The organism is Campylobacter sp. IFREMER_LSEM_CL908 (genome assembly GCF_025771545.1).
Lineage (GTDB): Bacteria > Campylobacterota > Campylobacteria > Campylobacterales > Campylobacteraceae > Campylobacter_D > Campylobacter_D lari_D.
Map to the genome: position 1 here is coordinate 1 of NZ_JAKMQK010000002.1, position 19437 is coordinate 19437.

Below are 19437 nucleotides of genomic sequence, written 5' to 3' on the forward strand. Positions count from 1 at the left end.
GGAACACCGCCATTACTATAGTGATAACTTAAGCCAAATCCACCACCTTTAGTGCCAATTTGACCAAGCATTGAAGCTAGGGTTATTAACATCCAATGAGGTTGCTCGCCATGATGAGCTCTTTGCATGCCCCAACCACTCATGATCATAGTAGGGTTATCATAAAAACTTTCAGCTAGTGTTTTGATGATTTTTTCATCAATTCCACAAATTTTACTTGCCCATTTTGTATCTTTTTTAATGCCATCATTCTTGCCATCTAAATAAGCTTTGAACTTATCAAATCCACTTGTATAATTTTCTAAAAATTCATAATTGACTTTATTTTTTTCGATCAAATGACTAGCCATGCCTATCATCATAGCAACATCTGTATTTGGTTTTGGAGAGATCCATTGTGCATTTAAAAATTTAGCAGTTTCGGTTTTTATAGGATCTATGCAAATAACCTTGATTTTACTATTTTTTAATTTTTCAAAGTAAGCAAGACCTCTTTGATCGTTTGAAGTCCAAGCTATTCTTAAAGTAGCGATAGGATTAGCACCCCAAATAACTACTATTTTAGAATGTTCTAAAATGTTTTCCCATGAAGTTTGCTGTTCATATACTTCAATAGAGCCTACAACATAAGGCATTATTATTTGAGAAGCTCCGGTTGAGTAATCTCCGGTAGTCCCTACAAAACCACCTGTGACATTTAAAAATCTATGGAGCAATATTCTACAATTTTGCATATTTCCACTAGATTTCCATCCGTAGCTTCCACCAAATATAGCTTGAGTTCCTTTTTGCTCTCTTGTTTTTTTAAGTTCTTTTGCTATAAGTTTTATAGCCTCATCATAACTTACACGCACAAATTCATCTTTTCCTCTAAGTTCAGGTTTTGGACTGTCGGGATTTTCAAGATAGCTTTTTCTAACATAAGGATATTTCACGCGCGATTTGTAGATCATATCTGCTGTATAGTGTTGTAAAGGATTGTCAATTTGTGTTACTTTTTCCCATGGCTCACTTTTAATTACCACACCATCTTTAATGGTAAGTTTTAAAATTCCCCAATGTGCTGCTGTTATCACACTTCCATTTTTTACTAAACCAGAATTTATTTGAGAAACTTCTATATTTTTACTCATGGCTAAACTAGGAGCTAAAGGCAACACGCTTAACCCTGCTCCGATTTTTAAAAATTTTCTTCTATCAAGTCCCATTTTATTTTACCTCCTTAAAATCTTTTGCATTTTTTTGCAAATACTGTATCACTAGCCAATGATCTTTTTTATCAATTCCTGTTCTATTTACCATTGATCTAAAAGTAGCAGGCCAGCCATTAGCACTAAATTCACTTTCTTTATGAACGCTATGACAAATTCCGCAATTATTCATATAAAGTTCTTTAGCTTTTATAAACATTTCTTTGTTGCTTTTTGCAAAATCTTTCTTGTCAGTCCAAACTTCTATGGTAGCTTTATCCCATTTTCCATTTTTGCTTTTAGTATAAGTTTTAAAATCAAGTTTTGTATTTTTAGAAAATGCAGCAACTATAATTCTTTGACTATTGTTGTAATAAAGCACAGAAGGCGAAGCAGGATTAACATAGCCTGTGATCTTGACTAAAACTTTATTTCCATCAGCTTTTAATACTTCAAAAGGATTTGTGGGTAGCAATCTACCAACAGCTTTTGTGTCATTTTTGCTTAAGTAAAGTGAGCTTACTTCACTTGTAAAAAATTCATTTTTAGCGCAAACAAAAGAAACAAGCGCTAAACAGAAAACTAAAATTTTTCCCATTTTGCCTCCTTGATATTTTTAATATAAACTTATTGTATAACTTTAGTATTAAAATTTTCTTAGTATAAAAATATAAAAAATGCAATAATAAATATTATCTAATAATTTTTTATTAATTTTTAATTTATTTGTTTTTATGTTTTCATAAAGTCTTTTCAATCCTTTAAAGTAAATTTTAGTAAAATATAAAATATTCTTTATAAAGGTTAAAAATGCACTTTACTTTGCTAAATGAAAAAGATTTTTTCAACCCCTACTACCGCAAAAAGCAAATTACACAAAATGAATTTGACACTTTTAGCAAGGCTTTAATACAGTATTTAGAAAGGCTTGAAAGCTCACAAAGTGAAAATGAAGATTATCTTGTAGCTAACACACTTAGTCCATTTTTAACCACTCTAAATTTCAAAACCCACATCAAAACCAAGCAAAAAGGCAAAAGCGAGATTGATTTAGCCATTGCTAAAGATGAGCTTAGCAAAGACTTAGAAGTTCTCATCGAAGCTAAAAAGCCCAACTCAAAAGAATTCATCACCCACGCAAAGCCAAATTCCAAAGCCTTGCATGAAGCCATTTTGTATTATTTTAGAAACAGAGAGCATAGCTTTAGTTTGAAATTTATCATCATCACAGACTTTTATAAATTCTACATTTTCAAAGCTAGTGAATTTGAAGAGCTTTTTTATAAAAACACAAGCTTTAAAAAGCTTTTTGAAGAATTTCAAAGCCCAAATTCACTTTTTAAAGGCAACACTGATGAATTTTACAAAGAAGCAAGCAAACTTATAGAAAATTCCAAAGAAAGCTTAAAAGGCTTTTTCATCGATTTAGCCTTTTTAAAAGACAAGCAAAAGTCAAATTTCAAAAATCTAGCAAGCATTTTTAAAACCTTTCATAGAGACTTTTTGCTAAATGAATTTAGCCCAAATGACGCAAACTCACTAAACAACGCATTCTATAAAGAGCTTTTATACATCCTAGGTTTAAGCGAGAGCAAACAGCTTTCTAAATTCATCATCACACAAAGTGAGCAAAGCAAACAAGCCCAAGGCACACTTTATCATCTCATAGCGAGCAAGCTTCCAAAGCATGACTTTGAAGAGGTGTTAAAATTCATCATACTTTGGCTAAACCGCATTTTATTTTTAAAACTTATTGAGTCTAATTTAGTTAGATTTAACGATGATAAAACCCTTAAATTTCTAAACTATGAAAAAATTCCAAATTTTACTACCCTTTCACACCTTTTCTTTGATATCTTAGCTAAAGAAAAGCACACAAGGACGCAGAGTAAATTTAGCTATTTGCCTTATTTAAATTCATCACTTTTTGAAAAACAAGCCATCGAAAAAACCACGCTAGAAATCGCTACTTTGGAAAATGATGCTTTGCTAGAGTATCACCCACACACGCAGTTAAAAGATGACAAAGGTAAAAGCAAAAAAGGCAAAGTAGGTTTGCTTGAGTATTTGTTTGAGTTTTTAGACAGCTTTGACTTTGGAGCAGATGAGCAAAGCGAAGAACTCATCAAACAAAAAGAACTCATCAACTCAAGCGTTTTGGGAAATGTCTTTGAAAAGCTAAATGGCTACAAAGAAGGTAGTTTTTATACCCCAAGCTTTATCACTTCATATATGTGTAAAGCAAGCATAGAAAAAGTCGTGCTAGATAAGTTTAACCATACTTTTAAGCTAAATGCCACCAAGCTAAGCGAGCTGAGAACCCAGCTACGCCAAGAAAAAATTTCTCAAGAGCAAAAACTAGCCTTGCTAAATTCCATACGCATTTGCGATCCTGCAGTGGGAAGTGGGCATTTTTTAGTTTCAGCTTTAAATGCCATGCTTATGGTGCATTATGAGCTTGGTTTGTTTGAAGAGGACTTTTACCTAAGCGTGCAAAATGATGAAATTTTAGTGCAAAATCACAAAGGCCAGTTTTTAGAGTATAAACGCCCTGATTTTGACAAAGACAAAACCCACCTTTGCCAAAAAGAACTTTTCGAGCGTAAAAAAGACATCATAGAAAACAACCTTTTTGGAGTAGATATCAACCCAAACTCATGCGAGATCACTAAACTAAGGCTTTGGATAGAGCTTTTAAAACACAGCTTTTATGAAAGCTTTGATGATACAAACTATCATGATCTTAAAACCCTACCAAACATCGACATCAACATAAAATGCGGGAATTCGCTTATAAGTTATTTTGAAATTCACAAAAGCCTTTCTCACTACCCAAACATCAAAGAACGCATGGATAAATACAAACGCATAGTCAAAGACTACAAAGAAGGCTTTTACACTGATAAAACTCTCATCGCAAAAGAGATCAAAAACCTCAAAGAGTCTTTTAAAAATTTCTGCTTAAAAGACAAATTTGCCAAAGAGATCAAGCAACTTACCAACGGTGCTAATGAATACTCTAAAAAATACGGCGATTTTTTAGCACAAGATGAAAAAGATGAAAATTTTAGAGCATTTTTCTCTAAAAATATGTTTGAATTTGACTTTGATGAAAGTGCTGCTAAGAAAGAATTTAAAAAGCTTAAAAAGCTTTATGAGAGTATATTTGACTTAGAAAGTGCAAATCCTTTTGAATGGCGTTTTGAATTTAGCGAAGTACTTGATGAGGGTGGGAATTTTCAAGGGTTTGATCTCATCATCGGTAATCCACCTTACATCAGACAAGAAGACATCAAAGAGTTAAAGCCAAATTTAGCCAAAAACTATAAAGTCTATAAAGGCACTAGCGACATTTATACTTACTTTTATGAGCTTGGGTTTAATGTGCTAAAGCAAAATGGTGTTTTGTCTTTCATCACTTCAAACAAATACACAAGAGCAGGTTATGGAGAAGCTTTAAGAGAGTTTTTACTCAAAAATACCACACTTTTAGAATACATCGATCTAAATGGTATAAAAGTCTTTGAAAGTGCTACGGTAGATACTTCCATACTAAGCTTTGAAAAAGCAAAAGCTAAAGATAGTAGCTTCAAATACCTAGCCCCAAACACCGAGCTTTTAAAAGAAAACGACTTTAACATAGAAAGCATTTTAAATTTTAACAAAATCGCACAAAATTCTTTAAGCAAAGAAAGCTTTACTTTTAACGATGAGGGCACAAACGCACTAAAAGCAAAGATAGAAAAGCACGGCACTCCACTTAAAGACTGGCATGGGCTTAATATAAACTATGGCATAAAAACGGGCTATAATGAAGCCTTTATCATCACTACTGAAAAAAGAGATGAAATTTTAGCTAAATGCAAAGATGAAGCCGAAAAAGAACGCACCACTAAACTCATACGCAAAATGCTACGCGGTAGAGATATAAAAAGATATAGTTATGAGTGGGCAGGGCTTTGGGTGATAGGAACTTTTCCAAGTTTAAACATCGATATAGAACAATACCCATCATTAAAATCTTATCTATCTAAATTTTTACCACGCATAAAACAAAGTGGAGAAAAAGGCTGTCGTAAGAAAACAAGTAACAAATGGTTTGAGACCCAAGATAGTATAGCTTATTATCAAGAATTTGAAAAAGAAAAAATAGTTTGGAACCCAGTGAGTGGAGAATATTTGTTTTCATATATTAGCGATCCTATGTTTTTTAATAATTCTTTATTTATGATGACTTCAGATGAAGTAAGTTTAAAATATATATTAGCTTTTATGAATTCTAATTGTTATAAATGGCTAATTACCTTAAAAACAAATTTAATACAAACGGGTTCTTATGCTTATGGAGCTAAAGATAAAATAGAAAAACTTCCTATACCAAAAATAAATTCTAAAAATGAAAAACTAGCAAACGAGCTTATAAGCTTAGTCGATGAGATTTTAGTTTTAAAAGAACAAGACAAAAACGCAAACACCAAAACCCAAGAAGATAAAATAAACTCTATCGTTTACAAACTTTACAACCTAACCGAAGAAGAAATAAAAATCATTGAAGGAAAACGATGATAAGGGATATATATAATATTGATTTAGAAATACCAAATAGTGGTATCTTTATAAAAGGTTTGGATAATGAGAAATTAACTATTTCTCTAGATTTAGTTAGATTTATGCAAATCAATAAGAGGCAAATAGTATCTTCAGGCAATAAACTAGATGTTGGAAAATTGGCTAAACCATTAAATCCATATATTATTTATAATATTTTAGAAGAAAATAATAAAAACAATTTTAATGGTGTAAAAATTATAGAAAAAATAGAAGATGAAAATAATATTATCTATCATTTTAATTTTGGATTAATATTAAATACTTTTATAGAAAAATCAAAAATTACAAGACAGATGGAGCAAAATACATCAGATAACTTGAAAGATCTGAATGAAATCAAAGCTTTTATAGCTCCTTGTTTTTTTTCCTATGGAATGGTAGGAGATGTTAAATCAATCCCTAAAAACGAACTTGAAGATTTAGAAAATGATTACGGCTATGAGGGAAAAGATTATAAAAGTATTTTTAAAAAAGAAGTTTATATAAATTTTAGTTGCTATGAGAGAGTGTATTTTTCTAATTGTGAGTTTAAATCTAAAGTTTCTTTACATATAATTAATAATGACAATACGGTTTGTTTTCTTAATGGCATGGATTTTTCTAATTGTATTTTTGAAGATGAAATAAATTTTAAACGCTTTATATCTGGAACATCTTTGCCTGAAAATAAATATTATAACAATGAACAGGATACTTTATTTAAAAATTGTATTTTTAAAAAAAGAGTTGTTTTTCATAATTCTAATTTTTTTAACAGTATTTATTTCAATAATTCCCATTTTAAAGATTATGTCGACTTTCATGAATGTAGATTTGAAAAAACGACTTGTTTTTATGGAGTAACTTTTGATAAAGGCCCGAATTTTTCTCAAGTGATTTTCAAAGAAAATTTAAATGCCGTAAATGCAAATTTAAACTTTACATTTAATGGTTTAAAGATACAAATAAAAAAAGAAGAAGAAAATTTTAATAAAGATAAAAATGAACAATATCAAAAATCTTTAGATAAATTTGCAAATGATTTTAGAGATTCTTTTAGAGTTTTTAAAAATGCATTGATAAAAGATAACAATCTTTTGGAAGCTTCAAACTTTCATAAATACGAGCTTTATTGTAAAGAGATAGAACTAAAAAATAAAAAAGGCAAAACCTTTAAAGATGTGGTGGATAAATATCAGCTTTTCTTTTATCGCAAGCTTTGTGATCATCATACAGACTTGCTAAAGGTGTTTCATAATCTACTTATCATCATCATGCTTTTTAGCATTTTTTCTTTTGTGCTTGATAAATTTAAACAACCCAGCATAGAAAATAATGCAAAATATCACATCGTTCAAGTAGATACTAATGAAAGTTATATCTTTAAAGAACACAATAAAACGACTTATAATTTTTTATCCTTGAATATAGAGCAAGAATTTAAAAACTTGAGTCAATTTATACCTATGGATAAAATTCTTTTCACGGTTAAATCGTTTATATATGAAAATCCACTCAGAAATCAACTAACTTTTATAGAAAAATTTGGTTTATTTTTGTTTTTTGCGTTGTTAGTGATTTTAGTTGCTTTGTTGATTAAACAATACTTATGGTTCTTACTTTTGCCTTTGTTTGTAGGAGTGGTTTATTGCATAGGATTTCCTAAGTCGATTATTACTCATTTTATGATTATAATGCTATTTGCATGTACTTTTATACTTATAATGGTTTTTGATAGCAAGCCTAAAAGATTTCTTTTTGTAGGTATTTCTTATATAGTTTGTATTTTTACGCTACTTGCAAAACCTAGTTTAATGCTTCCTGTGTTTGGAAGCTTTTTAGAAAAAGACACTAACACTACTTATCCTTTACTGCTTAGTTTATCGGTGGTGTATTTTATACTTGTAGCTTTAGTGATATTCTCACTCCAAAAAACTGCACGCAAAAACTCCATAGTGCCAAGCTAAAAGCAAAATCATGCTTTTAGCTTTAAAGTGTGATGAAAAATTTGATTTAAAAATACTTTTGATATAAATATTTTTATTATATTTATATTTTGTTTCAAATATAAACAATACTTTATATTTTATTTGTAAAGTGTAAATTTTTGTTTTTATTAAAAGAGAATTTTTATACGAAATGTTACTCTTATACCCATATAGTTAATTTTTTCTAACAAAAATACACAAAAATAAAAATATTTGTTAAGCTAGATATTGGAAATTTTTATCAAAAGGAAAAATATGTGGCAACAAATATATAATCCATTTGACAACATACTTTTAAGTGCTTTGGTGGCTTTTTTGCCTATTTTGTGCTTTTTGCTTTCTCTTGTAGTTTTCAAACTCAAAGGCTATCAAGCAGGCTTTTTAACTCTTATTTTATCAAGTGTTGTGGCATTGTTTGCTTATGATATGCCGTTTTCTTTATTAGGTGCTAGCTTTATACAAGGTTTTGCAAATGGTATTTGGCCTATAGCTTGGATCATCATCGCGGCCATATTTTTATATAAACTTTCTATCAAATCAGGCTCGTTTGAAGTGATAAAACAAAGTGTTATGAGTATCACTCCAGATCATAGAATTCAAGTGATTTTGATTGGATTTTGTTTTGGTTCTTTTTTAGAAGGTGCTATAGGTTTTGGAGGGCCAGTGGCTATCACCGCTGCATTACTTGTAGGACTTGGGCTTAGACCATTATACGCTGCAGGACTTTGCCTTATAGCCAATACCGCTCCGGTAGCTTTTGGAGCAGTTGGAATTCCTATCATAGCGATGAGTAATCTAGCAGGTATAGAACAGCACAGTGTTTCAGCTATGGTGGGTAGAATGCTTGTGCCTCTTAGCTTGACTATACCATTTTTTATAGTATTTTTAATGGATGGTTTAAAAGGGGTTAAAGAAACCTTTCCTGCTATTTTTGTCGCAGCCGTTTCTTTTACTGCTACACAATTTTGGAGTTCAAATCATTTAGGCGCAGAACTTCCAGATATTATTTCAGCGGTTGTTTCTTTGTCTGTTACTACGATATTTTTAAAATTTTGGAAGCCAAAAAATATTTTTAGATTAGATGATGTAAAAGACTTTGAAAACTCACAAAAGCTAGAATTTAAAAAAGTATTTTTAGCTTGGATTCCTTTTATACTTTTGATTATTTGTATTATTATATGGACTCAACCTTGGTTTAAGGCTTTATTTGCTAAAGATGGAATATTAAATTTTATGCAATTTACTTTGAAATTTAATGAAGCCTTAGGAGCTATCATAAGTCCTGATATAGTTAATCCACAAATCACAAAAACAATGATTCCATCACATACTATAGATTTAGTAGCACAAGCAGGAACTGCTATTTTAGTGGCTGCTTTAATGAGCATTGTTGTGTTGAAAATAAAAATCAACGAAGCTACCGAGTGTTTTTGGGAAACTTTAAAAGAAATGGCCACTCCATGCTTAACTATAGGCTTAGTAGTTGCTTTTGCCTTTATAGCTAAAAATAGCGGTATGAGCACTACTTTAGGACTTGCTTTTTCAAATACAGGCGATGCTTATGCATTTTTTTCTCCTATCATAGGATGGATAGGTGTGTTTTTAACAGGTTCTGATACTAGTTCAAATTTGCTTTTTGGGACATTACAGCAAGTTAGTGCTCAAAAGTTAGGAATTTCAGAAACTTTATTTTTAGCAGCAAATTCTGTTGGTGGAGTTGTGGGTAAAATGATATCTCCTCAAAGTATAGCGGTAGCTTGCGCAGCAGTTGGACTTGTAGGAAAAGAATCTGAATTGTTTAGATTTACTTTAAAATACTCAATAGGTTTTATAATTCTAATAGGAATTTGGACTTTTGTTATAGCATTTTTCTTCCACGGGATCATCCCTGAAGCAGTGCTTTTAAAATAAGGATTGATGATGAAAAAAGTGTATTTATTTGCTACTTGTTTGGGTAGTGCGATAATGCAAGAAAGTGTTTTAAACGCGGTTAGACTTTTAAGAAGAGAGGGAGTTGAGGTTATATTTAAAAAGCAGCAAACTTGCTGCTCTCAACCCTCATTTAATTCAGGGTATTTTAAAGAAAGTAAAAATATAGCTTTGCATAATATAAAACTTTTTACTCAAGATTATCCTATAGTAGTGCCAAGCGGTTCTTGTGCGGGGATGATGAGTCATGATTATTTAGAGCTTTTCAAAGATGATGAGCATTTTAACTTGGTAAAGGAATTTAGCTCTAGAGTGATTGATCTTAGTCAGTATTTAGATGAGGTTTTAAAGGTTGATTATGAAGACAAAGGCGAACCTATAAAAGTGACTTGGCACTCTAATTGCCATGCATTAAGAATTCAAAAAAGCATACAAGCGAGCAAAAATCTGCTAAAAAAACTCAAAAATGTGGAATTAATTCCTCTAGAATTTGAAGAAGAATGCTGTGGTTTTGGAGGAACTTTTTCTGTGAAAGAGCCTCAAATTTCAAATTCTATGGCACAAGAAAAAATCAAAGATATCCAAAATACAGGCGTAAAATATGTATTAAGTTCTGATGGTGGGTGTTTGATGAATATTGCAGGCACGATGAGTAAAATGGGGCTTGATATAAAAGGAATTCATTTGTATGATTTTTTAAACAAGCGTCTTGAAGGAGTTGCGATATGAAAATGACACATGAACAAATTGTGGATGTGAAAATTCATGATAAGCAAATGCGAGAGAATTTAAGATCTGCTATGCATACTTTGCAAAAAAATCGTTTAAAAGTTATAGATGAGAAATTTAATGATTGGCAAGGACTAAGATCTAAAGCTAAGCAAGCTAAAAACAATGCTTTATCAACTTTACACGATAGGCTTTTAGAATTTGAACAAAATGCCACTAAAAATGGCATAAATGTCCATTGGGCGAGTTCTGATGAGGATGCCTGTGAGATTATATATGAATTAATGGTAGAAAAAAACATCGGTAAAATTCTAAAAGGTAAATCTATGGCTAGTGAGGAAATAGGTTTAAACCACTACCTAGAATCCAAAGGCTTAAAAGCCATAGAAACAGATTTAGGCGAACTTATATTGCAGTTAAATGATGAAACTCCCGTGCATATTGTAGTTCCAGCGGTACATAAGAACCGCTATGAAATTGGTAAAATTTTTCAAGAAAAATTAGGCTCTAATTTAGAAAGTGAGCCAGAAAAGCTAAATTCTATTGCAAGAAAGCATTTAAGAGATGAATTTGAAGGACTTAAAATGGGGCTTAGCGGAGTAAATTTTGCTATGTCTAAAGAAGGCGCTTTTTGGCTTATAGAAAATGAGGGAAATGGTAGGATGTGCACCACAGCAAGTGATATACATGTAGCACTTTGTGGTATAGAAAAAGTTATGGAAAGCTTTGAAGATGCTGCCACTATGGTGTCTTTACTTACTCCATCAGCTACGGGTCAATTTATACCAACTTATAACAATATCATTACAGGACCTAGAAAAAATGGAGATTTAGATGGCCCAAAAGAAGTGCATATTATTCTTTTTGATCATAATAGAAGCAAAATGCTAAATGATGAAGATTATTATGAAGCTTTGCGTTGTATAAGATGTGGGGCTTGTATGAATTTTTGTCCTGTGTATGATAAAATAGGCGGCCATACTTATCAAAGTGTATATCCAGGGCCGATTGGAGAAGTTATAAGTCCTAATCTTTTTGGTATGCAAGAAAATGGTGATATTCTTACTTTTTGCTCGCTTTGTGGAAGATGTTCTGAAGTTTGTCCGGTAAGAATTCCTCTTGCGGATTTAATACGCAAATTAAGAGCAGCAAAAGTAGGTCAAGGAAGTTTTGATAATATCGCTCCAAATACTGCTGAAGCTATGGCATTTAAGATTTTTGAAAAAGTAGCTACAACTCCTATTATTTGGAAAAATACTTTAGCAAATTTACATAATTTTAATTGGCTTTTGCAAAAAGGAAAAAATTCTTTACCAGTAGTTAAAAAATGGAGTGCTTATAAGGAATTTCCACAAATAAAACTTGATCTTTATAAAGAACTTGAAAATATGCAAGGAGTAAAGTGTGAGTAGAATAAATGAAATTTCTTCACAAAGCAAAAAAGCTATTTTGGATAAGATTAAAAATACACATTTATCTTTTGAAAAAATTCCGACTATGGATCCTATAGAGCATATCAAAACAAGTGATGATATGTATAGTGAGTTAAAAGAAAAAATGAGTGCAAATAAATACATAGTAGAAGAAAGCTCGTTAGAAAAATTAGAAGAAAAAGTCAATCAAATTGTTAAAAGTTATGGCTATAAAAGTCTTATTTATCCTGATAATTTAAATTTAGATATAAATAAAATTGAAGCCGAAAAAAAGACTTGTTTTAATCAAGAGATTGAAAAAATACGAAAAGAAGTTTTTCATAGTGATTTTTCTATCATCCAAGCAAGAGTTGGAGTAAGTTCACATGGAGTTGCTTTAGTTTTGTCTGATAAAACTCAACCAAGAATGCTTTCTTTGGCTCCTATGCTTTGTATTGTTTTATTAAAAAAAGAAAATATTGTAAAAAGCATTAGCCAAGCATTGAATTTAGTAAAAGAAGAAAATGAAATTTTACCTAGCAATATTTTGTTTATAGCAGGGCCATCAAGAACTGCAGATATTGAACTTATCACTGTTTTTGGAGTTCATGGATCTCAAAAGGTTCATATTATACTTTATTGATTTATTTAGAATTTGCACTTAGTGTAAATTCTAAAATCACCTTCAAATCAAAAATTAACTTCTTGGTTTTTAAAACATTAATTAAATTATATTTTTATCAACCTTCGTTATTTTATTGATTTTAGTTATATTTAAGATATTTTTTGACATAGTAAAAAAGGTATTAACTTAAATTTTAAAACTATAAAAAGGAAAATCATGTTAAAAACAAGTTTTAAAAAGGCAGTATTTTTACCAAGTATTAGTATTATAGTTGTTTTAAGCCTTAGTTGTATTTTCTTGCCTAAACTTACAAATGATTTTATCAATCATATAAAAAGTGGAATTTTTGCAAATTTTTCATGGTTTTATATATTAAGCGTGAGTTTTTTTGTGTGTTTTATGCTCGTGCTTGCACTTTCAAAATTTGGCGATATTAAACTCGGCGATGATGATGAAAAACCTCATTTTAAATTTACTTCTTGGCTTGCTATGCTTTTTGCTACGGGTATGGGCGTGGGGCTTATGTATTTTGGTGTGGCTGAACCTCTCATACATAAAAAAGCCTTGCAAACAAGCGATGAAGAAGCTATGCTACATACTATCTTTCACTGGGGAATTCACCCATGGGCTATTTATGGGGTGTGTGCTTTGGCTATGGCGTATTTTGGTTTTAGATATAAAATGCCTCTTAGTTTGCGTAGTGCTTTTTACCCTTTACTTAAAGATAAAATTTATGGTTTTTGGGGAAATTTGGTTGATATGCTTGCTTTAATTGTCACGGTTTTTGGCATTAGTACCACACTTGGTTATAGTGCATCTCAACTAAATGCGGGCTTTTCAAATTTGGGTATTTTAAACGGACAAAGCTTTTTAGAACAAAGCGTGATTATAATCATCATTATTTCTTTGGCCACGCTCTCATCGATTAGTGGCCTAACAAAGGGTTTAAAAATTTTAAGTGAAGCAAATTTAGTTTTTGCAGTGTGTTTAATGCTTTTTGTGCTTTTTTCAACAAATACCATCCAAATTCTTTCACAATTTAGCTCTAATATTGGAAATTATTTGCAAAATTTAATTTCTTTGAGCTTTAAAACTTATTATTATGAAAAAGAACATATAGAATGGTTTAATAATTGGACTATTTATTATTGGGCTTGGTGGCTTAGTTGGGCACCTTTTGTGGGCTTTTTCATTGCTAAGATTTCTCGTGGTAGAACGATAAGGGAATTTATTTTTGGCGTGCTTGTAGTGCCTACTAGTTTTAATATACTTTGGTTTAGCATTTTTGGCAATAGTGCTTTAAATTTCAATGATATTTTAAGTCCTTTTACTTCAGCACCTGAAAGTTTGCTTTTTTATTTTTTACAAAATTTTTCTTTTTCTTATTTTAGTTCTTTGCTTGCGCTTTTGGTTTTAGCTTTGTTTTTCATCACTTCAGCAGATAGTGGGATATTTGTGTTAAATTCTTTAAGTAGTGGTGGTGCTCATGAGCCATACAAATGGCAAAATATCCTTTGGGGTTTTGTGCTTGCGCTTTTAGCTACTTCTTTGCTGTATTCAGGTGGCTTAGGGGCGATTTTAAGCATCACTATGATAGTGGCTTTACCTTTTGCATTTTTGCTTTGTTTGATGTGTTTTTCATTGCTTAAAGGCTTAATTGTAGATGTGAATTACTCTTTAACTAAGCTTAGTCAAAGTAGTGTGTATTTTACAGGAGAATTTTGGCAAGAAAGACTTGCTAGAATTTTAAAACAAAGCAAAGAACAAGACATACAAAATTTCTTAAATACCAAAGTTAAAAATGCTATGGAATCACTCAGCCAAAGTCTAAAAAACTACGGCTTGAAAACACAGATCGTTCAAGAAAAATCAAGTATAAGTTTGATTATAAAAAAAGAATTTGCAAAAGATTTTATCTATGGAGTGCAAGTAGTAAAAAAACAAGCAAGCCAAAGCATAATCGATGATAAATTTATGCCAACTTATTCTAAAGAATTTATCTTTGAGCCACAAACTTTCTTTGCTGATTCGCGTAATGGTTATAATATAGAGTATTTAAACGAGCAAGAAATCATCGTAGATATACTAAAGCAATATGAGAGGTATTTGCAACTTTTATTTGATGATAAAAATGAAATTTTTACCAAAGCTTATGATTAAAAAGCGTTATAATTACACTTTATTCTTATAAGAAAGGCCTTTTATGTTGAGATTTTTTTTAATGTTTTTTTGTGCTTTAAATCTTTTTGCTATTACGCCAAAAGATACGATCGTTATAGCAGTGGAAAATGAGCCAGAGCGTATAAATCCGCTTTTTAGTGAAGATCATGATGTGGCAATTGCTCTTGTGTTTTCAGGACTTACACGCTTTGATGAAAATATGAGCTTAGCGCCTGATCTTGCTAGATCTTGGAAAGTTAGTAAAGATGGGCTTGTTTATGAATTTACTTTAAGAGATGATATATTGTGGCATGATGGGGCTAAATTTAGTGCCAAAGATGTGGAATTTAGTATAAATGCTTTAAAAGATGAGAAGTTAAATTCACCCTCAAAGGTAAATTTTGACGCAGTTAAAGAAGTAAAAATCATCGATGATTATCGTTTGTCCATCACACTTTCAAAGCCTTTTCCTGCATTTTTAGATGCTTTGAGTGTGGGAATTTTACCAAAACATTTACTTGAAAAAGAAAATTTAAATACTACTAAATTTAATCAAATGCCTATAGGAACAGGACCATATAAGCTAAAACAATGGAAAAAAGGTCAATACATGATCTTAGAAGCAAATGAAAATTATCATTTAGCTAAGGTAAAAACACCAAAACTCATACTAAAACATATTAAAGATCCAAGTATTAGCGCTATTGAGCTTAAAAATGGTTCTATTGATGTAGCTTTAGTCGATTTTGCTCTAGCTTCAAATTTTGCAAATGATAAAAACTTTAAAATGCTTATAGAGCCTTCGGCTGATTATCGTGCTTTGATGTTTAATTTTAATCATGAGTTTTTAAAAGATCAAAATGTGCGTTTAGCACTAAATTACGCTATCGATAAAAAAGCTATTGTGGATTCTCTTTTGCATTCTTTTGGAAAAGTAGCAAATCATCCTTTGGAAAAATCATGGGCAAATCCTAAAGAATTTGCAACTTATACTTATGATGTAAAAAAAGCAAATGAGCTTTTAGCAAAAGCAGGCTTTGTGAAAAACAAAAATGGAATTTTAGAAAAAAATGGCAAAGAATTTAGCTTTGAAATGTATGCTATGAGTGAAGATCCACTAAGAATAGCTTTGGTAAATATCTTACAAAGTGAGTTTTTAAAGCTTGGTATTAAGGCAAAGGCAGTTGCTAAGCCGAGTGGAAGTTTTGACTATACTAAGATTGACAGCTTTTTGGTAGGTTGGGGTAGTCCTTATGATCCTGATTTTCATACTTTTAGAGTTTTTGAAAGCTCTCAAGATAGTGCTTTAAACTCTAGTGGATGGAATTTTGGTCATTATCAAAATACTAAAGTTGATGAAGCTTTGATAAAAGCTAGAAATTCACTTGATGTAAATGAAAGAAAAAAATACTATAAAGAATTTATTGACGCTTTATATAAAGATCCCGCATTTTTATTTATAGCTTATATCGATTATCCTTTAGTTTTTGCTAAAAATATCCAAGGTATAAAACCTCATATTTTAGGTCATCATGGGGTAGGTTTTACTTGGAATGCTTATGAGTGGAGCAAAAATTAGTGCTAAAACTCATTTTTAAACGCCTTTTATGGGCGTTTTTTTTGATGATTTTTGCAAGTTTTTTATGTTTTGTGATGATTTATCATGCTAAAGGAAGTGTGGTTTTTGCTAGTGTGCCTCAAGGAACTAGCCTTAAAATAAAAGAAGAAATTGAGCATAATTTAAATTTAGACAAGCCTTTATTAGAGCAGTATGAAAATTGGCTTTTTAATGCCATGAAAGGCGACTTTTCCTACTCTTTAATCAGCGGAGAAAAGGTTAGTGAAATTTTAAAAGAAAAACTTCCCTATACCATCATACTAGGAAGTTTGGCTTTTTTTATACTTTTTGTGTTGTCTTTGGTTTTGGCACTTTTTTGCGTTCTTTATAAAGATAGTTTTTTGGATAAAATTATTACCTTTTCAACGATGAGTTTTTTTGCATTGCCTACTTTTTCTTTATCGCTAATGCTTATTTTAGTTTTTGCTGTATTTTTTAAGCTTTTTCCAAGTTCGGCTATTGCTGATATTGGCTTTGAAGATGATGTATTTAATCGTTTGTGGCATTTGTTTTTACCAGTATGTGCTTTAGTGCTTTCACATTTAGCTGTTTTTGTGCGTTTTATAAGGACAAGTTTGATTGATAGTTTAAATCAGGGCTTTATAGAAAGTGCTTTTGCAAGAGGGCTTAGTAAAAAAAGAATTTATTTGCATTTTGTATTAAAAGATGCTTTTGCTTCTATACTCGCGTATTTTGGTGCTTCCTTTGTGAGTTTTTTAATGGGAACTTATATAGTAGAAAGTGTGTTTTCTTATGAGGGTGTTGGAAATTTAGTGATTAAAAGTATATTGTTTAAAGACTATCCTGTGGTGCTAGCTGTGGTAATTTTTAGCATTTTAGTGGTAGTGCTTGTAAATTTTATCGTAGATATAATTTGCAAGATGATTAATCCAAGGTTTGCTAATGCGTAAGTTTTATGTGATGATGATTTTACTAAGTTTTGTTTTAGCACTTTTTGTACCTTTAATAAGTTCTTATGATCCTAATTTAGTGGATTTAAGCAAGGCTAAAATAGCCCCAAATTTAAGTCATATTTTTGGCACAGATTTACTTGGTAGAGATATTTTTACGCGTATTTTATATGCCTTGCGTATTTCTTTATTTGTAGGGGTAATGGCGGCATTTTTTAGCGTGCTTTTTGCTTGTGTTTATGTGTTTTTAACAAGATTTTTTGCTTATGCCTTTTTTGCTAGAGTGCTTGATATGCTTTTGGCTTTACCTTCTTTACTTGTGATTATGTTTTTTCAAAGTTTTTTGGCGGGATCTTTGTGGAGTATGATTTTTATCATCGCTTTGGGGCATTTTGCTTTTGTGGCAAAAGTACTTGATACTCAGCTTAATAAATTTCAAAAACTTGAGTTTTATCAAAATGCTATCATTCTAGGCTCTAGTAAGATGAAAGCTTTATTTAGCGAGCTTTTACCTGCTTGTTGGAATTTGCTTTTTGTGCTTTTTGTTTTAAATATTGCTCATGCTATTACAAGTGAAGCTACTTTAAGCTTTTTTGGCTTGGGTGTAGAGCTTTGGACTCCAAGTTTAGGAAATATGTTAAATGAAGCAAGTAAGGCTGTGTTTTTAGGATTTTGGTGGATGATAGTTTTTCCAGTAGCCTTTATACTTATGCTTATCCTACCTTTGCTTGCTTTGGGTAATGACTTACAAGAAGAGATTAAAGCATGATAGAAATTGCAAATTTAAATCTTAGCTTTAAAGATAAGATCTTATTAAAAGATATAAATCTTAATTTAGAAGATGGTAAAGCTTTGGCTATCATGGGTAAAAGTGGAGCGGGAAAAAGCTTGCTTTTAAAAAGCATGATTAAGCTCTTTGATAAACACTATAAGCTTAATGCACAAAAATTTAGGATAGATCAAAAAGATATTTTAATTTTAAAAGAAAAAGAGCTAAATATTTTAAGAACTAAGGTAAATTTACTTTTTCAAGATGTTTATGGGAGTTTTTATCCTCTTGTTGATATAGGGAGTTATTTTAATATAGTTTTAAAAACTCATACTAATTTAAGCACAAAAGAGATTAAAGAGAAGGCCTTTTATTATTTTGAGTGTTTAGGGCTTAAAAATCATGATCTTTTATGGCATTCTTTTATATATCAGCTAAGTGGTGGTATGGCAAGACGCATTCAAATAGCTCTAGCTTTACTAAGCGAGGCTAAGTATTTATTGTGTGATGAGATTACAAGCTCACTTGATAGAGCTAATGAAGAAAAAATCATCGCTATTTTAAAAGAGTTAAAAACACAATTTAAAAATCTCATTTTCATTACTCATGATATAAATTTAGCTAAAGAGCTTTGTGATGAGGTGGCTATCATAGAAGATAAAACTTTGATTTATCAAATGCCCGTGAAAGAGTTTTTAAGCAATCCAAAAGGTGTTTTTGCTAAAGAATTGTTAAATTATTTTGAGAATGAGAATGTTTTTAGAAGTTAAAAATTTAAGCAAATCTTATAAATTTAAAAAACATTGGTATTTAAAGGAAGAGGAAATTTTTGTTTTTAAAGATGTGAGTTTTTCTTTAAATCAAAATGAAAATTTATTGCTTTGTGGGGAAAGTGGTAGTGGTAAAAGCACTTTAGCTAAAATTCTTTGTATGCTTGAACGCGCAAATACTGGAGAAGTTTTGTTTGAAAATGAAAATATATTAAATTTAGATTTTAACGCTCAAAGAAAATTACGCCAAAAAATTCAATATATTTTCCAAGATCAAAAGTTAGCTTTAAATCCTTACAAAAGCGCCAAAAGACTTTTGATTGATGTGTATGAAAATTTTAAACTTAAGCCCGATTTTGGAGAGCTTTTTAAACTTTTTGATGCTTTTGAGCTTGAAAAAGATATTTTAAATTTAAAACCTTCTAAATTAAGTGGCGGTCAAAGCCAAAGATTAGGTTTGATTAGAGCTTTGCTTTTAAAACCAAAATTGCTTATTTTAGATGAAATCACAGCAGCACTTGATATACCAACTGCTTGTAAAATTCTAAATTATTTATATGCTTTTCAAAAAAAATACGATATTACTTATATTTTTATTTCTCATCAGGAAAAAATCTTACAAGATATTTGCCATAAAAAAATGTATTTATAATAAAGATAAAAACTGTTTCATTTTGAAATACATAAAAATTTATTTTTTTGATAATAAGTTTTTATATAGCTAAATTGAAGTAAAATAAATTTAA

General features: G+C 30.7%; 14 protein-coding genes. 12 read left to right on the forward strand and 2 right to left on the reverse strand.

The features are described 5' to 3' along the window. Together L8U04_RS00800 and L8U04_RS00805 are read right to left on the reverse strand one after the other, a co-directional pair. Positions 1–1208: molybdopterin-dependent oxidoreductase (locus L8U04_RS00800; protein ID WP_263709201.1), on the reverse strand; the 1208-nt coding region annotated here is incomplete at its 3' end. 1 nt (position 1209) lies between these two features. Then, positions 1210–1788: a cytochrome C gene (locus tag L8U04_RS00805; protein ID WP_263681110.1), complete on the reverse strand. Its 579-nt coding sequence runs from the start codon at positions 1786–1788 to the stop codon at positions 1210–1212. 212 nt (positions 1789–2000) lie between these two features. Here L8U04_RS00805 and L8U04_RS00810 point away from each other — a divergent pair, with 212 nt between their 5' ends. The 12 genes from L8U04_RS00810 (at position 2001) to L8U04_RS00865 (ending at position 19343) form a co-directional block, all read left to right on the forward strand. Continuing rightward, on the forward strand, positions 2001–5756 hold the full coding sequence (locus L8U04_RS00810) for an Eco57I restriction-modification methylase domain-containing protein (RefSeq protein ID WP_263709202.1): 3756 nt from the start codon (positions 2001–2003) through the stop codon (positions 5754–5756). Continuing rightward, positions 5753–7747 carry a pentapeptide repeat-containing protein gene (locus L8U04_RS00815; protein WP_263709203.1) on the forward strand — a complete coding sequence of 665 codons (1995 nt, stop codon included), beginning with the start codon at positions 5753–5755 and terminating at the stop codon, positions 7745–7747. The genes L8U04_RS00810 and L8U04_RS00815 overlap by 4 nt, the downstream gene beginning before the upstream one ends. 276 nt (positions 7748–8023) lie before the next feature. Then, on the forward strand, positions 8024–9679 hold the full coding sequence (locus L8U04_RS00820; protein ID WP_412175286.1) for an L-lactate permease: 1656 nt from the start codon (positions 8024–8026) through the stop codon (positions 9677–9679). A gap of 6 nt (positions 9680–9685) precedes the next feature. Next, positions 9686–10426, forward strand: coding sequence for a (Fe-S)-binding protein (locus L8U04_RS00825; protein WP_115614003.1), 741 nt, complete (start codon positions 9686–9688; stop codon positions 10424–10426). Further along, positions 10423–11838, forward strand: a complete 1416-nt coding sequence (locus L8U04_RS00830) for a LutB/LldF family L-lactate oxidation iron-sulfur protein (RefSeq protein ID WP_263669176.1) — start codon at positions 10423–10425, stop codon at positions 11836–11838. Before L8U04_RS00825 ends, L8U04_RS00830 begins: the two co-directional genes overlap by 4 nt. Beyond that, positions 11831–12481 (forward strand): LutC/YkgG family protein, encoded by a 651-nt coding sequence (locus L8U04_RS00835; RefSeq protein ID WP_263661522.1) that lies wholly within the window; start codon positions 11831–11833, stop codon positions 12479–12481. Before L8U04_RS00830 ends, L8U04_RS00835 begins: the two co-directional genes overlap by 8 nt. A 198-nt stretch (positions 12482–12679) precedes the next feature. After that, the gene (locus L8U04_RS00840) at positions 12680–14623 is read left to right on the forward strand and encodes a BCCT family transporter (RefSeq protein ID WP_263671198.1); all 1944 of its coding nucleotides are present in this window, start codon (positions 12680–12682) and stop codon (positions 14621–14623) included. 43 nt (positions 14624–14666) lie between these two features. After that, positions 14667–16202 (forward strand): ABC transporter substrate-binding protein, encoded by a 1536-nt coding sequence (locus L8U04_RS00845; RefSeq protein WP_263709205.1) that lies wholly within the window; start codon positions 14667–14669, stop codon positions 16200–16202. Positions 16203–16213: 11 nt separating this feature from the next. Further along, entirely contained in the window at positions 16214–17152 is a 939-nt protein-coding gene (locus L8U04_RS00850) for an ABC transporter permease (protein WP_318529403.1), read from the forward strand. Then, a complete protein-coding gene (locus tag L8U04_RS00855; protein ID WP_263709206.1) occupies positions 17145–17921 on the forward strand; it encodes an ABC transporter permease in 777 nt (258 codons plus the stop codon). The genes L8U04_RS00850 and L8U04_RS00855 overlap by 8 nt, the downstream gene beginning before the upstream one ends. Continuing rightward, a complete protein-coding gene (locus L8U04_RS00860) occupies positions 17918–18691 on the forward strand; it encodes an ATP-binding cassette domain-containing protein (protein WP_133319468.1) in 774 nt (257 codons plus the stop codon). The genes L8U04_RS00855 and L8U04_RS00860 overlap by 4 nt, the downstream gene beginning before the upstream one ends. Then, positions 18675–19343 (forward strand): ATP-binding cassette domain-containing protein, encoded by a 669-nt coding sequence (locus L8U04_RS00865; RefSeq protein ID WP_263665518.1) that lies wholly within the window; start codon positions 18675–18677, stop codon positions 19341–19343. The genes L8U04_RS00860 and L8U04_RS00865 overlap by 17 nt, the downstream gene beginning before the upstream one ends. The last annotated feature ends 94 nt before the right edge of the window (positions 19344–19437 follow it).